General features: G+C 73.9%; 13 protein-coding genes. 5 read left to right on the top strand and 8 right to left on the bottom strand.

Annotated elements, in window-relative coordinates:
* Window positions 1–7 precede the first annotated feature (7 nt).
* The 4 genes from ACLQ2N_RS19735 to ACLQ2N_RS19720 all read right to left on the bottom strand — a co-directional run bounded on the left by ACLQ2N_RS19735 (window position 8) and on the right by ACLQ2N_RS19720 (window position 4,461).
* Window positions 8–637: a DUF4126 domain-containing protein gene (locus ACLQ2N_RS19735; protein WP_425814731.1), complete on the bottom strand. Its 630-nt coding sequence runs from the start codon at window positions 635–637 to the stop codon at window positions 8–10.
* Window positions 638–993: 356 nt separating this feature from the next.
* Window positions 994–1,605 (bottom strand): TetR/AcrR family transcriptional regulator, encoded by a 612-nt coding sequence (locus ACLQ2N_RS19730; RefSeq protein WP_425814729.1) that lies wholly within the window; start codon window positions 1,603–1,605, stop codon window positions 994–996.
* Between the two features lie 29 nt (window positions 1,606–1,634).
* Window positions 1,635–3,722 carry a YhgE/Pip family protein gene (locus ACLQ2N_RS19725; RefSeq protein WP_425814727.1) on the bottom strand — a complete coding sequence of 696 codons (2,088 nt, stop codon included), beginning with the start codon at window positions 3,720–3,722 and terminating at the stop codon, window positions 1,635–1,637.
* Entirely contained in the window at window positions 3,694–4,461 is a 768-nt protein-coding gene (locus tag ACLQ2N_RS19720) for an ATP-binding cassette domain-containing protein (RefSeq protein WP_425814725.1), read from the bottom strand. The genes ACLQ2N_RS19725 and ACLQ2N_RS19720 overlap by 29 nt, the downstream gene beginning before the upstream one ends.
* 168 nt (window positions 4,462–4,629) lie before the next feature.
* Here ACLQ2N_RS19720 and ACLQ2N_RS19715 point away from each other — a divergent pair, with 168 nt between their 5' ends.
* The 3 genes from ACLQ2N_RS19715 to ACLQ2N_RS19705 all read left to right on the top strand — a co-directional run bounded on the left by ACLQ2N_RS19715 (window position 4,630) and on the right by ACLQ2N_RS19705 (window position 6,692).
* Window positions 4,630–5,157, top strand: coding sequence for an SAV_6107 family HEPN domain-containing protein (locus ACLQ2N_RS19715; protein ID WP_425814723.1), 528 nt, complete (start codon window positions 4,630–4,632; stop codon window positions 5,155–5,157).
* Between the two features lie 97 nt (window positions 5,158–5,254).
* Complete coding sequence (locus tag ACLQ2N_RS19710; RefSeq protein WP_425814721.1) at window positions 5,255–6,013, top strand: class I SAM-dependent methyltransferase; 759 nt, start codon at window positions 5,255–5,257, stop codon at window positions 6,011–6,013.
* Window positions 6,014–6,293: 280 nt separating this feature from the next.
* A complete protein-coding gene (locus ACLQ2N_RS19705; protein WP_383298541.1) occupies window positions 6,294–6,692 on the top strand; it encodes a DUF3040 domain-containing protein in 399 nt (132 codons plus the stop codon).
* 220 nt (window positions 6,693–6,912) lie between these two features.
* Here the strand turns inward: ACLQ2N_RS19705 and ACLQ2N_RS19700 are convergent, their stop codons facing one another.
* From ACLQ2N_RS19700 to ACLQ2N_RS19685, 4 genes are all read right to left on the bottom strand, one after another.
* On the bottom strand, window positions 6,913–9,327 hold the full coding sequence (locus ACLQ2N_RS19700) for a transglutaminase TgpA family protein (RefSeq protein ID WP_425814719.1): 2,415 nt from the start codon (window positions 9,325–9,327) through the stop codon (window positions 6,913–6,915).
* Window positions 9,328–9,337: 10 nt separating this feature from the next.
* On the bottom strand, window positions 9,338–10,705 hold the full coding sequence (locus ACLQ2N_RS19695; protein WP_425814717.1) for a DUF58 domain-containing protein: 1,368 nt from the start codon (window positions 10,703–10,705) through the stop codon (window positions 9,338–9,340).
* Entirely contained in the window at window positions 10,705–11,754 is a 1,050-nt protein-coding gene (locus ACLQ2N_RS19690) for an AAA family ATPase (RefSeq protein ID WP_425814715.1), read from the bottom strand. Before ACLQ2N_RS19690 ends, ACLQ2N_RS19695 begins: the two co-directional genes overlap by 1 nt.
* Before the next feature lie 281 nt (window positions 11,755–12,035).
* On the bottom strand, window positions 12,036–12,560 hold the full coding sequence (locus ACLQ2N_RS19685; protein ID WP_425814713.1) for a beta-class carbonic anhydrase: 525 nt from the start codon (window positions 12,558–12,560) through the stop codon (window positions 12,036–12,038).
* Window positions 12,561–12,937: 377 nt separating this feature from the next.
* Between ACLQ2N_RS19685 and rsmH the strand changes: the two genes are divergently transcribed.
* Both rsmH and ACLQ2N_RS19675 read left to right on the top strand, forming a co-directional pair.
* Window positions 12,938–13,903 (top strand): 16S rRNA (cytosine(1402)-N(4))-methyltransferase RsmH, encoded by a 966-nt coding sequence (rsmH, locus tag ACLQ2N_RS19680; protein ID WP_425814711.1) that lies wholly within the window; start codon window positions 12,938–12,940, stop codon window positions 13,901–13,903.
* A 94-nt stretch (window positions 13,904–13,997) separates the two neighbouring features.
* On the top strand, window positions 13,998–14,465 hold the full coding sequence (locus tag ACLQ2N_RS19675) for an FtsB family cell division protein (protein ID WP_425815035.1): 468 nt from the start codon (window positions 13,998–14,000) through the stop codon (window positions 14,463–14,465).
* Window positions 14,466–14,468: the final 3 nt, after the last annotated feature.

Genomic DNA, 14,468 nt, shown 5'->3' with positions numbered 1-14,468 from the left:
CCGTCCGTCAGCCCCAGGGAGCTCCGGCAGGCGGGACGACGGGCTGCTGCCCCCGGCGCTTCTCCTCGCGGCGCTGCGCCCTGCGGCGCCAGAACCTGCGGATGCGGGAGGCCAGGAAGATCACGATCGCGAGGCCCGCGACGAGGAGCGTCCCGGCGAGGGTGGCGGCGATCCACGGATGGAAGATCGCGAAGGTGACGACGCCCGCGACGCCCAGGTCCTCGACGGCGCTCAGCGCGATGTTGCTGAAGGGCTCGGGGGAGGTGTTGACCGCCATCCGGGTCCCGGCCTTCACCAGATGGCTCACCAGGGCGGTCGAGCCTCCGATGGCACCGGCCGCGATCTCCGGGAGGGAACCGCTCTCGCCGGCCAGCAGCGCCGCCACGACCGCGCCCGCCACCGGCCTGACGACGGTGTGCACCGCGTCCCACGCGGTGTCGACATAGGGGATCTTGTCGGCGACCGCCTCGCAGAGGAAGAGGACCGCGACGACCACGAGCACGTCCGTGCGCTGGAGCGAGGCGGGCACCTCGTCGCTGACACCGGTCGCGCCGAATATGCCGAGCAGGAGGACCACCGCGTACGCGTTGATCCCGCTCGCCCAGCCGCTTGTGAACACCAGAGGGAGTACCGACACGCACGCGATCGTAGCCAGCGGGTCCGGCACTCCGGCAGGGCGCGTGGAACCCGGGTCTGAGTACCCGTACTCAGAGCGCGGGATGAGTAGCCGCGCGGATGGGCCCCGACCTGCCGGAACGGCAGAGTGGGTGTCCACGGAAGGGGCGCCGCCCCGCCACCGCCGGCACGGGGCGGCGGTGGCGGGGCGGCATCTCCCTTCCGAACGGGGGTGCGCGACGGAGGACTTCGGGACCGCGGGGGACACGGGGTCACGGGGGACGGTCCTCCGGCAGCACGGAAGGCGCCGGTCGGGCGGGCTCGGGGACGGGCCGCGCGCGACCGGCGCCTTCCGTGCGTACGGGTGGGGGCGCGCCGTCAGTGTCCGCTGACGCGGCCGCGCAGCAGCAGGGACAGCGCCGAGTGCACGTCGTCGATCGAGCGCTCCGGCTGGAACGCCTGCCAGTCCAGCGCCGCCACCAGCACCATCCCGACCAGCGCCGCCGCCGTCAACGGCACGTCGATCTCCTCGCTCAGCTCGCCGCTCGTCACGCCTTCCGCGATGACGCCCTCCACCACGGCGACCGCCTCGCGGCGCACCACCAGCAGCGTGGACTGCCAGGCCCGGTTGGTGCGCCACAGCTCGGCCACGTACAGCTGGGTGAAGGCCGGGTAGCGGTCGATGAAGACCAGACCGGCCCGGATCATGGCGTCCAGCGCCTCGACCCGGCTGCCGCCGCGTGCGCCGGTCTCCTCGGCCGCCGCGCGCAGCGAGGAGGCGAGCAGACCGACGCCGTGGCGCAGCAGCTCCTCGAAGAGCTCGGTCTTGCTCTTGAAGTTGTAGTAGACCGTGCCCTTGGCGACCCCGGCCCGGTCGGCGATCTCGTCCACCGTGGTCGCCGAGAAGCCCTTCTCGGCGATGAGGGTGACGGCGGCTTCGTAGAGCTTCTGCCGGGTGGCCTGGCGGCGCGCGCTGCTACTGCTTTCCATGGACCTGATTCTCACAGGTCCCGGCCCGGTCACAGGCTCAGCTCCGGATGCAGCCGCTCCAGTGTCCACATCTGCTTGCGGCGGGCCGACAGGGCGGTCAGCGCGAGCGCCCCGGCGGTGAAGGCGGCGAGCACCGCGCAGCCCTGCCAGACCGGTCCGGGCCCGCCGCCCGTGATGAGCCGGCGCAGCCCCTCCACGACGTAGCTCATCGGCAGGTACGGGTGGATCGCGTTGAAGAAGCCCGGACTGGTCTGTACGGGGTAGGTGCCGCCGGCCGAGGTCAGCTGGAGCATCAGCAGCGCGAGGACGAGGATGCGCCCGGCCGCGCCGAAGCAGGCGTTCAGCCACTGCACGATCGCCGCGAAACAGCAGGTGACCAGTGCCAGGAAGCCGAGCGTTCCGGCGGTGTGCGCCATGTCCAGGCCGGGGCCCCAGTGCAGCACGGACATCAGCGCGGCCGTCTGGAGCAGCCCGACCCCGGCCACCGGCAGCCAGCCCGCGAGGGCGATCCGCCAGGACGGTGCCCCGGCGGCCAGCGCGCGCCTGCTGAGCGGCTGGATCAGCATGTACGCCACCATCGCGCCGACCCAGAGGGAGAGCGGGATGAAGTAGGGCGCGAAGCCCGTGCCGTAGTTCGGGGCGGAGTGCAGCGACTGCGATGCCAGTCGTACGGGGTCGGCCATGACCTCCGTACGGGCGTCGCGGTCCTTCTTCCCGTAGTCGGGGATCTTGTCGACGCCGTCGCCGAGCCCCTGGGCGAGCGTGGCGGATCCGTCCTTGAGGCGGACCAGCCCCTTGTCGAGGTCCGTGGCGCCCTTCTTGAGCTTGCCGACGCCCGTGTTCAGGTCGGCCGAGCCGGTCTTCGCCGTGCCCAGCCCTGTGTGCAGCCGGTCCGCGCCGGTGGCGACCTTGTGCGCGCCGGTGTTCAGCGCGTTGATCTTCTTGACGGCGGCTTCCAGGTCCTCGTCCAGGTGCGGGGAGCGCGCGGCGAGTGCCTTCGCCTGCTTCTCCAGCGTGGTCAGCCGGGTGCGGAGCTTCCTGAGGTCCCCGTTCTGGTTCTCGACCAGGGCGTTCACGTCGTCGGCCACGGCGGCGACGTCGGCCGCCGCCGTCACGGCCCGCTTCAGGGGCGGGCAGACGGCGGGGTCGGGGTCCGGCTGCTCCTCGCACCGGGTGCGGTGGACGTCGGTGAGGTCGTCGGCGGCGGTGTGCGCGGCGGTGGCGGCGGTGGGCGCCGCCTTCACGAGCAGGTCCAGGTTGTCCCGTACGGTCTTCGACGCGTCGGCGACCAGCCGGGCGGTGTCGCCGATGGCCTTCCCGTTGTCCTTCAGGAACGGGCGCACGTCGGCGGCGACCCCGTTGGCCTTGTCGGCGAGGAGCTGGGTGCCGTCGGCGACCTGGCGCGAACCGGTCTCCAGGTCGCCCGCGCCCCGGTCCAGCTTCACGATCCCGCCGGCCAGCTTCCCGCTGCCGCTCTTCGCGTCCTTCAGTCCGTCCGCGAGGTCCTTCGAGCCCTTCTTCGCCTTGCCGATTCCGTCCTTGAGGCCGGTCGCGCCCTTCGCCGCCTTCGCGGTCTCGTCATGCAGACCGGAGAAGCTGATGAAGATCCGGTCGAGGAACCCGCGCGAGGCGTTGGCGGACGCGGCCGTGCGGACCTCGGAGAACACGGTCCGGGATATCTGCCCGACGATGTAGTTGTTCGCGTCGTTGGTACGCACCTGGAGCGCGCCGGTCTCGGGGGAGTCACCGGCGCTGGAGGCGATGCGCGCGCTGAAATCGGCGGGCATGCGCAGCGAGAGGTAGTAGGTGCCGTCCTCGACGCCCCGTTCGGCCTCGGCGGCGCTCACCTCGTGCCAGTCGAAGGTCTTCGATTCGAGGAGCTTGCCGGTGATCTGGTCGCCGGCCGCCAGGCGCTTGCCGTCGGCGGTCGCCCCCTTGTCGTCGTTGACCAGGGCGACCGGGATGCGGTCCAGCCGGCCGTACGGGTCCCAGAAGGACCACAGGTAGAGGGCGCCGTAGAGCAGGGGGAGCAGCAGGAGCGCGACGAGCGCGGCGCGCGGCAGCCGCCCCCTGCCGAAGCGCCTCAGCTCAAGCGCGGCCAGTCTCGGCGAACGCATCGGCCGGTTCCTCCTCGTGCGTGGTGGCTTCGGTGGTGTCCGGGACGGTGCCCGTGCGTACGGTGACGGCGTCCTCGGGGGCCTTGCTGCAGACGGCCAGGACGGTGGTGCCGGCGGCGGCCACGGAGCGCAGCAGCTGCCACACCTCGGCCCGCTCGGCGTCGGACAGCTTCAGGTCGGTGTCGTCCACCGCGAGCAGCCGGGGCCGGCCCGTCAGCGCGAGGGCCACGGACAGCCGCAGTGCCTCGGTCCGCTCCAGATCCCGTACGGCGGTGCGCTCCGCCTTGGGCAGCGTGGCGGGGTCGAGCCCGGCGGCGTCCAGGGCGGCGTCGATCCGGGCCCGCGCGGCGGCGGACCGCGCACCGGGCCGGCGCAGCAGGGCGCGCGGGGAGCCGTCGTAGCGGCGCAGGAGCATGGCCCGCTCGCGCAGGTGCTCGGCGACCGTGAACGCCGGGTCCAGCTCGCTGACGCCGGGCACCGGGCCGAGGGCCGCCAGGCGGCGGACGGCGGCGGCCCGGCGCGGCAGCGCGAGGCCGGCGGTCGCGGCCTCGCCCTCGGTGGGGCGCATACGGCCGGTGAGGGACAGCAGAAGGCAGGTGCGGCCGGAGCCGGACGGGCCCTCGACGGCGATCAGGGCGCCGGGCTCCGCGCGGAAGCCCACGCCCCGGAAGGCCCAGCCGCGCGGCCCTTCGAGCCCCAGGCCCTCGGCGGTGACGGCCGCCCCGTGCGGACTCTCCACGCTCCCCCACCCCTCAATATGAACTGACTGGTCAGTTCAAAAAGTAGCCCGAACGTGCGACCGAAGCAAAAGCCCAGGTCAGGGCCGCGCGGGGGTCGATTGTCAGTGGGGGTCGTCACGATGGATACAGACGGCCACAGAGCCGTCACCGAGACAGGAGGTTCTGTCATGGCCCACTCGTCCGCAGCCGCCGCCCCGCGACGCCGCGCAGACGGCCCTGCTCCCTCACCGACCGGCCCGGCCCGCGATGTCCACCCCGTGGTCCGGCGCACCGCCGCACCGCCCGCCGCCCTCGATCTGCTCACCCAGGCCCGCGCCGGCCTGGACGAGGCAGCTGTCCTCTCCGTGTCCAACGAGCGGTACGCCACCGCACACCTCGCCGCCCTGCGCACCGCGGCCGCCGTCCTCGCCGCACGGGCCCGCCCCGAGCCCCCGCGCCGGCGCCGGGAACCGATCCGCAGCGCCTGGGAGATCCTTCCGGAGCTGGCCCCCGAGCTGGCCGAGTGGAGCGCCCTCTTCGCCTCCGGCGCCGCCCGGCGGGCCCGCGCCGAGGCGGGCATACCCGGCGCGGCCACCAGGCGGCAGGCCGACGACCTGCTGCGCGACGCGGCCATGTTCCTGCGCCTGGTGGAGCGGCTGCTCGTGCTCCAGCCGGTGCTCCCGCAGCCGCGTGGGGAGCGGCCCGACGCGGGGTGACCGCGGGGGCGGCGCCAGGCAATAGGGTGGGCGGTACCTGTTACCTGCGCTGTTCACGCTCCGCCCCCGGGCGGCCCGTGCCGAGGAGTCAACTGCCGTGTCGGACCCGCTGCGCCCCCGTGCCTCCCTCCGTACCGCCGTGGTCTGGGAGGTCCTGAAGGACGCCCTCGACCGCCGGGTCAAGGCGACCGGCCGGGACGCCCTGGACGTGCTGGACACCGGCGGCGGCACGGGTAACTTCGCCGTGCCCGCCGCCCGTCTCGGCCACCGGGTCACCGTGGTCGACCCCAGCCCCAACGCGCTCTTCGCGCTGGAGCGCCGCGCCGCCGAGGCCGGGGTCGCCGACCGGGTGCGCGGGGTGCAGGGCGACATCCTGGGCCTGTTCGACGTGGTGGAGCGCGGGGGCTACGACGCGGTGCTCTGCCACGGCGTCCTGGAGTACGTGGACGACCCCGCCGAGGGCGTACGGCACGCGGTGGAGGCCCTCCGTCCGGCCGGGGCGCTGAGCCTGCTCGCCGCCGGACTCGGCGGTGCCGTCCTGGCCCGCGCCCTCGCCGGCCACTTCAACGAGGCGCGGCACGCGCTGGGCGACCCGCAGGGCCGCTGGGGCGACGGGGACCCGGTGCCCCGGCGGTACACGGCCGAGCAGCTGGCCGAGCTGGTCACGGCCGCCGACGTCGAGGTGGGCGCCGTGCACGGGGTCCGGGTCTTCGCCGACCTCGTCCCCGGGGTCCTGGTGGACACCGAGCCGGGCGCGATGGAGGCCCTGCTCCGGCTGGAGGCCGCCGCCGCCGAACTCCCCGCCTTCCACTCCGTGGCCACCCAGCTGCACGTCCTGGGCACCAAGCGGGGCTGACCCCCCGGGGGTTACCGGCGGGAGCGCGGCTGATCAGCGACGCAGCGGCAGACGGAGTACGCACCGACAGCCCCGTTCGGCGCTCCGGCCCCGTATGATCGGGGGACACCATCCGGCATGACGGATCGGAGGTTGGGGAATCAACTCAGCAGCTGAGCCGTCGTGGCGGCCCGGACTGGCTGTTTCGCAATGAGGGCGGGTTTCACGGGGGCGATTCCCTGCCTATCCTGGAAGGGCCGCATACCGGCCGCCCCCCGCGGCCGACGACGAGGAGGACTCCGTGCCGCTCTCGGAGCACGAGCAGCGAATGCTCGAGCAAATGGAGCGAGCGCTGTACGCCGAAGATCCCAAGTTCGCGACAGCGCTCGAGGGAAGCAAGCTGCGTACGTACACCCGGCGACGGGTCTACCAGGCGGTCGCTGGCTTTCTGGTGGGTATCGCGCTCCTCATGGGCGGAATGGTCGCCCGGCTGACCTGGGTCAGCGTGGTGGGCTTCCTCGTCATGCTGGGCTGCGCGGTGCTCGCGGTCACGGCATGGCGCAACGCGCCCAAGCCGGGCGAACAGCAGTCGGTGCGCACCGGTGGCGCGGGTGACCGCAGGCAGTCCCGGCAGCGCCGGTCCGTGATGAACCGGATCGAACAACGGTGGCAACGCCGCCGCGACGAGCAGGGACAGTAGTCCGGAACAGCAGTTCACAGACGCTTCAGCTGAAGGGGCGGCCGCACGCGGCCGCCCCTTCATGCATGCCGGGGCACTAGTGCCGCGTCCGGGGCGTCCGGCACCGATGCGGTGCCGGACGGGGCGCGGCGTGGACCGGGCGCGGGGCGTCCGACCCGGGGCCGGTGGCCCAAGGTCGCCGGCGCACCCGCCCCACCCCGGACCGGCCGAGGGCGGCCCCTCAGCTCTCCTGGCGGGTCGGGCGGCGGGCCCAGGACGGGCGGGGTGGCAGGCGGAAGCGGGCGGCCAGGGCTGTCCGGCGCTTCGAGAGGGCCCAGGCCACCCGTACGGACGAGCGGGGGGCGAGGAGCGCGCGGAGGCGGGCCGGGCGGCCGGCCGACAGGCCCAGACCGGTCCGCACCGCCCGCGCGTCCTCGGCCAGGCCCGGCGCCGGGCGCGGCTCGCGGGCGTAGAGCACCTGCTCGACCGCACCCGCGACCCGGTGCACCGCGTCCGCCGCCTCCGTGTCGAGCCGGCCCAGGCGCACCAGCCGCTCGGCCGCCCGGCGCGGGGTCAGCGCCTCGTCCGGGGGAATGCCGTGGTCCCACGCCGTGTCGGTGACCTCCCGCCACACCGCCAGCGTCCGCGCGGTCGCGTCGGCGGGGGTGCGGCCGCCCGAGGAACCCAGACGGCGGGCCCGCGCCCGCAACCGCCAGAACATCGGCAGCAGGGGCAGCACCAGGACGAGCACCACCGCGGCCGCCACGCCCAGCACCGTGCCGGCCGGTGTCCCCGGGTCCGCCGGCGCGCCGGCACCGGGCGCCGCCGACTGGCCGCACTCACCCTGCCTGCGCATCTGCACCGGGCAGCTCTCCGACGCGGACGGCGTGGCCGCGACCGGTGCCGAGGCGTCCGCCTCCGGCCGGGCCGGGTCCGCCGTGTCACCGGACGGCGCGTCGGGCAGGGTGTACGACGGGACGGAGCCCCGTGTCGGCGTCGGCTCGAAGCGCGTCCAGCCGATGCCCTCGAAGTACAGCTCGGGCCAGGCGTGCGCGTCGCGCAGACCCACCGAGTACGAACCGTCCGCCTGCGCGCTGCCCGGTGTGAAGCCCACCGCGACCCGGGCCGGGATGCCCAGCGTCCGGGCCATCGCCGCCATCGTGAACGAGAAGTGGACGCAGAAGCCCTGCTTGTCCTTCAGGAAGCGGGCGATCGCCGCGCTGCCCGTACCGGAGTCGACGGAGGTGTCGTAGGTGAACCCGCCGTCGGTGGAGAAGTAGTCCTGGAGCTTCACCGCGCGCTCGTAGGAGTTCGCCGCCCCCTTGGTGACCTCGTCGGCCGTCCGCGCGACCACGGCCGGGAGCGAATCGGGCACCTGCGTGTACTCGCGCAGCAAATCCGTCGGCACCGCGCCCGAGCGGGCCAGCTGGTCGGACGTCGGCTGCACGTCGAGACTGGTCACGGTGTACTGCGCACCGCCGGTGGTCTCCCCGTCGTCACCGACGAGGGTGCGTCCCTCGGGCTCGAAGCGCCACCGGCCGCCGACCCGCACCTCGGACGCCGGATAGGGCAGCGGCAGATACGTCTGCTTGTAGGAGGCCGACGCCGAGACGGTCGTCCTGATCTCCGTGACCGGGACGGACGAGGAGAGGCCGGCCGGAGTCGGCAACCGCTTGGGCACGTCCTGGAGCCGGCGCGTCGAGGCGCGCCACTCGTTTCCGTTGAACTGGTCCAGGGCCAGGATGCGCAGATAGAAGTCGGCCGGGCTGCTCGCGTCGGTGCGGTACGACATCACCTGCCGGTTCTCCGGCTGGTTGAGGTTGTCCTGGAGCGAGACCAGCGGATTCACCGCGGAGATCGTGCCGCCCCCGCCCCCCCTGCCGCTTCCGCCGCCCGTACCGGCCAGCAGGCCGCCGTCGAGCGCCGGCAGCGCCGCGGGCACGACCAGCGCGATACCGAGGGCCACCGCCCCGATCCGGCGCCCCGTGCGTACCGGGGCGAGCGCCCGGCCGCCGCCCGAGGTGTCGAGCCCGCCGGCCGAACCGTCCCGGGGCCGCGCGGCCCCGGCGAAGACCCGGCCCCACTGGGAGAGCCGGTCGCGCCCCTCGGCCAGCAGGAGCAGCAGGTAGCCGCAGGCGGCCAGGAGGAACCAGAGCCAGCTCGCGCCGCCCTCCGCCAGCCCGGCGGCCACCGAGTACAGCGCCAGCAGGGGCAGCCCGGCGGGCGCCGCGCTGCGGAACGTCACCGCCAGCGTGTCCACCACCAGACCGACCAGCAGGACACCGCCCACCAGCATCAGCCGGATGCCGGGGGTCGCCGGCGCCGGAATCGCGTACCGCCCGACGTCTTCCCCGCCGGCCGTCAGCAGGTCCGCGAGCTGCCGCAGAGCCTGCGGCCCGGGCAGCACACCCGCCACCGCCTGCTCCCGGGCGAACGCCACGGTCAGCAGCGCCACCATGACCAGCGCCTGGGCGGCGGCCGTCAGCAGCCGGGGCAACGGCACCCGGCGGCCCAGCACGCCCACCCCGCACTGCACGGCCAGCAGGAACGCCGCCTGCACGATCCAGCTGAACGGGTCCACCAGCGGCAGCATCGAAGAGGACGCCATCAGCGTCGCCGCGAAGGCGGCCAGCGCCAGCCGGCCCCGGCTGCTCATGACCGCCCCCTCATGCCCAACCCCCGAAACCCGCCGGACCGGCCGCTCCGCCGGCCCCGGCCACCGCTGCGTGCCGGCCCGCCAGCTGCCACAGCTCGGCCAGCCGCGCGCCGGGCTCCACCGGCACCACCGTCCACCCCGCCTCGCGCAGCAGCCGCAGCCGCCGCTCCGACGCCTCCCGGGTGGCGGGCGACTCGCCGTTCACCCAGGCGGCGCTGTCCAGGACGAAGGCCACGGCCCCGCCACTGCGCTGCCGCATCCGGGCGGCCATTGCGGTCTGTTCCTCGTCCAGGTCGCCGAGGAAGGCGATCAGCAGTCCCTCGCCGCCCCCGCGCAGTACGTCGTGGGCGCGGGACAGGCCCCCGCCGTCGGAGTGCTCGATCTCGGCGAGGGTGTCCAGCATCAGCCCCGCCGCGCCTGCGGTGGCCTGGGTGGCGCCGGCGAAACCGCCCTCGCCCTCGCCCGGCACCGCGTTCCCCGAGTCCGTCAGCAGCCGGACCGCGAAGCCCCGCTCCAGCATGTGCACCAAGGCGGACGCCGCCCCGGAGACCGCCCACTCGAACGCGGAGTCCGGCCCCGTCCCGCGGTAGGCGGTCCGGCGGGTGTCCAGCAGGACCGTGCACCGGGCGCGCTGCGGCTGCTCCTCGCGGCGCACCATCAGCTCGCCGTAGCGCGCGGTGGAACGCCAGTGGACCCGGCGCAGATCGTCCCCGTAGCGGTAACCGCGCGGGATCACGTCGTCGTCACCGGCCAGCGCCAGGGACCGCTGGCGCCCCTCGCCGTATCCGGAGGACTCACCGGCCAGCGGTACGGGGGGCAGCGGTTCGGTGCGGGGGACCACGACCAGGGTGTCGTAGGCACTGAACGAGCGGGTCAGCTCGCACATGCCGAAGGGGTCGCTCAGCCGCAGTTGCAGCGGGCCGAGCGGGTAGCGCCCGCGCAGGTCGGACCGGACCCGGTAGGACACCTCGCGGCGCCCGCCCGCCTCCACCCGGTCCAGCACGAACCGGGGCCTCGGCCCGAGCACGTACGGCACCCGGTCCTGGAGCATCAGCAGTCCCGTGGGCAGCCGCGAGACGTTGTCCATGCGCAGGTGGACGCGGGCCTCGGAGCCGGCCGGGACGCGCGACGGGGAGAGCCTGCGGGTGCCCGTGACCCGGTAGCGGGTGCGGTAGAGCACTGCCACGGAGACCAGCGGCAGCACGGCGAGCAGCAGCCCGACCCGCAGCAGGTCGCCCTGGCCCAGCGCGTAGGCGCAGACCGCCGCCGCGATCCCGGCCGCGAGGAAGGACCGCCCCCGCGTCGTCAGACCGCCGAGCGCGGCCCGCACCCCGCCCTTGTCGTCGCCGTCCACCGCGACCGCCCCCGCCGAGGCCATCACGGACGCCGCGCGCCGGGCTGCTGGGCTCCGCCGTACGCCTGGCCCGCCGGATACGCGGGGGCCTGGTCGCCGGCACCGCCGGAGGCCGTGGGCACCGGGGTCCGATGAAGGATCTCCCGCACCACCTGCTCGGCGGTGCGGCGGTTGAGCTGGGCCTGCGCGTTGGGCAGCAGCCGGTGGGCGAGCACCGGGACGACCAGGGCCTGCACATCGTCCGGCAGGCAGTAGTCGCGGCCGGCCAGCGCGGCGGACGCCTTGGCGGCGCGCAGCAGGTGGAGCGTGGCGCGCGGGGAGGCGCCGAGCCGGAGGTCGGGGTGGCCGCGGGTGGCCGCGACGAGCTGGACCGCGTATCTGCGGACCGCCTCGGCGACATGGACCGCGCGTACCGCCTCGATCAGCTTCACGATGTCGTGCGCGTGCGCCACGGGCTGGAGGTCGTCGAGCGGTGAGAGGCCGCCGTGCACGTCGAGCATCCGCAGCTCGGCCTCCGCGCTGGGATAGCCGATCGACACCCGGGCCATGAATCGGTCGCGCTGGGCCTCGGGCAGCGGATACGTGCCCTCCATCTCCACCGGGTTCTGCGTCGCCACGACCATGAAGGGCTCGGGCAGCTCGTAGGTGTGTCCGTCGATGGTGACCTGGCGCTCCTCCATCGACTCCAGGAGCGCGGACTGGGTCTTCGGGGAGGCGCGGTTGATCTCGTCCCCGATCACGACCTGCGCGAAGATCGCGCCGGGCTTGAACTCGAAGTCCCGGCGCTGCTGGTCGTATATGGACACGCCGGTGATGTCCGAGGGCAGCAGGTCGGGCGTGAACTGGATGCGCCGCACCGAGCAGTCGACGGACCGGGCCAGCGCCTTGGCCAGCATGGTCTTGCCCACCCCCGGGACGTCCTCGATCAGGAGGTGGCCCTCCGCGAGCAGCACGGTCAGCGAAAGCCGCACGACCTCGGGCTTGCCCTCGATCACTGCCTCCATCGACCCACGCACCCGATCGACGGTGGTGGTCAGATCTGTGAGGCTCGCTCGATCGTCATAGGTCGTCACCCCGGCCCTCCTCGGCCCCGCCCCACGCTCACCAGGAGCAGGGGATCTCCCCAGTCACGGGCCGGCGCCCTCATGCGGCCCGGCCCACCCCGAATTGCGGACACCGCGCCGGACGGGGTCCGGCGGGGTGTCACTCAGGCATTCTTGTTGCCGTTACCGCTTCGTGTCACTCGCCTGTGGACAACCAGGGGTGATATGTCGGATTGGGTGAGGATTTCGTCACCGGAAGGTGGCGGTCCGGTGTCTCTCGGCCCCTCGGCCGGCACCACGCGGACCTTCGGTCAGGAGACGGGCAGGACCTCGCGCAGCTTGCCGGTGGTCACGTCGAAGACGAAACCGCGCACGTCGTCGGTGTGCTTGAGGAACGGCGAGGTGCGGGCCCGCTGCATCGACTGCCGCACGTCCTGATCGGCGTCGGTGTACGCCTCGACGGCCCAGGACGGCCGCTGACCGACCTCGTGCTCCAGCTCCTGGCGGAAGTCCTCCGTGATCGACTCCATGCCGCAGCCCGTGTGATGGATCAGGACGATGCTGCGGGTGCCCAGGGCCCGCTGACTGATCGCCAGCGACCGGATGACGTCGTCGGTGACCACGCCGCCCGCGTTGCGGATGGTGTGGCAGTCGCCCAGCGAGAGACCGAGAGCCTTGTGCAGGTCGAGACGGGCGTCCATGCAGGCGACCACGGCGACCTGGAGCACCGGCTTGGCGTCCATGCCGGGGTCCTTGAACTCTGCCGCGTAACGGCTGTTCGCCTCGACCAGGCGATCGGTGACGGTGGGGGCGGGGGAGTGCGCGGAAGTCGACATGCTCAAGACGTTAGTCCTCCCCATCCGCCCCAGGACGATGGGGAAGCGGACAAAAAACGTCAACAGTGCTTGTTGTGAGGTAATCCACAAGCCCGCTCCGGTCACCCGCGCGGGTGAACACGTGACGGCCGACGCGCTGTCGGGTTGATTGATCGGGAATCGATCGGGTGGCAGGGTGGACTAAAGTGACGGGAAGTTACCGACACCCTGCACATTTCGAACTTTCACCCGTGTGCGCGGCGTACGTACGGCCCGGCCCTCTCCCGCTCGCCGGTCGGCTGACGCCCCTTCCCCGGCGCCGGCGGACCTCCCCTTCGCGAGCGGGCGGGGACCAGGCCGTACGTCCCGCCACCCGGGAGCTGAGCCTGAGAGGGCGCATGAGCCAGACCCGACACGTCCCGGTGATGCTCCAGCGATGCCTGGACCTGTTGGCACCGGCTCTGGAGGCCCCCGGCCCGCAGCCCCCCGTGGTGGTCGACTGCACCCTCGGCCTCGGCGGCCACAGCGAGGCGCTGCTCGCCGCCTTCCCCACCGCCCGGCTGGTCGCCCTCGACCGGGACAAGGAGGCCCTGCGGCTCTCCGGCGAGCGGCTCGCCCCCTACGGCGACCGCGCGACCCTGGTGCACGCCGTCTACGACGAACTGCCCGAGGTGCTCGACAGGCTCGGCATCCCCGAGGTGCAGGGCGTCCTGTTCGACCTCGGTGTCTCCTCCATGCAGTTGGACGAGTCCGACCGGGGCTTCGCCTACGCCCGCGACGCACCGCTCGACATGCGCATGGACCAGACGACCGGCATAAGCGCCGCCGAAGTCCTCAACACCTACCCGCCGGGCGAACTGGTGCGCATCCTGCGCGCGTACGGCGAGGAGAAACAGGCCAAGCGCATCGTCTCCGCCGTCGTGCGCGAGCGCGAGAAGGAGCCCTTCACCAACAGCGCCCGGCTCGTCGAGCTGATCCGCGAGGCCCTGCCGCAGGCCGCCATGCGCACCGGAGGCAACCCCGCCAAGCGCACCTTCCAGGCCCTGCGCATCGAGGTCAACGGGGAGCTCACCGTCCTGGAACGGGCCATCCCGGCCGCCGTCGCCGCCCTCGCCGTCGGCGGGCGCATCGCGGTCCTCTCGTACCAGTCCCTGGAGGACCGGCTCGTGAAGCAGGTCCTCGCGGCGGGCGCCGCCAACACCGCACCGCCCGGCCTGCCCGTCGTCCCCGAGCGGTACCAGCCCCGGCTGAAGCTCCTGACCCGGGGCGCCGAACTCCCCACCGAGGAGGAGGTCGCCGAGAACCGCCGCGCCGCCCCCGCCCGGCTGCGCGGCGCCCAGCGCATCCGCGAGGACGAGCGGTGAGCCGGCGGGCGGCCGCGCACGCCGGGGACGGAGCGGCACGGTGAGCAAACCGGCCGGGCAGCGACAAGGGCGCGCCGCACGGCTCACCCGGCTGATGCCCGCCGGGCCGAGCACCGCCGCCCGGACCCCGTTCGTCCTGCTGGTCGTGGTGCTCCTCGGCGGCGGCCTGATCACGCTGCTGCTGCTCAACTCCGCGCTCAACGAGGGCTCCTTCGAGCTGAGCGAGCTGAAGAAGCGGACCACCGAACTGACCGACGAGGAGCAGGCCCTCCAACGCGACGTGGACGCCTCCTCCGAGCCCGACGCGCTGGCCCGCCGCGCCCGTGAACTCGGCATGGTCCCCGGCGGCAGCCCCGCCTTCCTCGACCCGGACGGCAAGGTCCGGGGCGTCCCGTCCGAGGCCGCTCCGGCCCCGGCCGTCGCGCCCCCGCCGAACACGCCGACCCCCACCCCCACCCCCACCCCCACCGGCCCGGCCGCCGGCGCCCCGGCGCCCGGGCCCGTCGGATCGACGCCCTCCGGCACACCGGCAGCCCAGCCCTCCACGAGCCCCGGCAGGTGACGC

Source organism: Streptomyces sp. DT224 (genome assembly GCF_049844595.1).
Lineage (GTDB): Bacteria > Actinomycetota > Actinomycetes > Streptomycetales > Streptomycetaceae > Streptomyces.
This window is presented reverse-complemented; position numbering and strand designations above follow the sequence as displayed.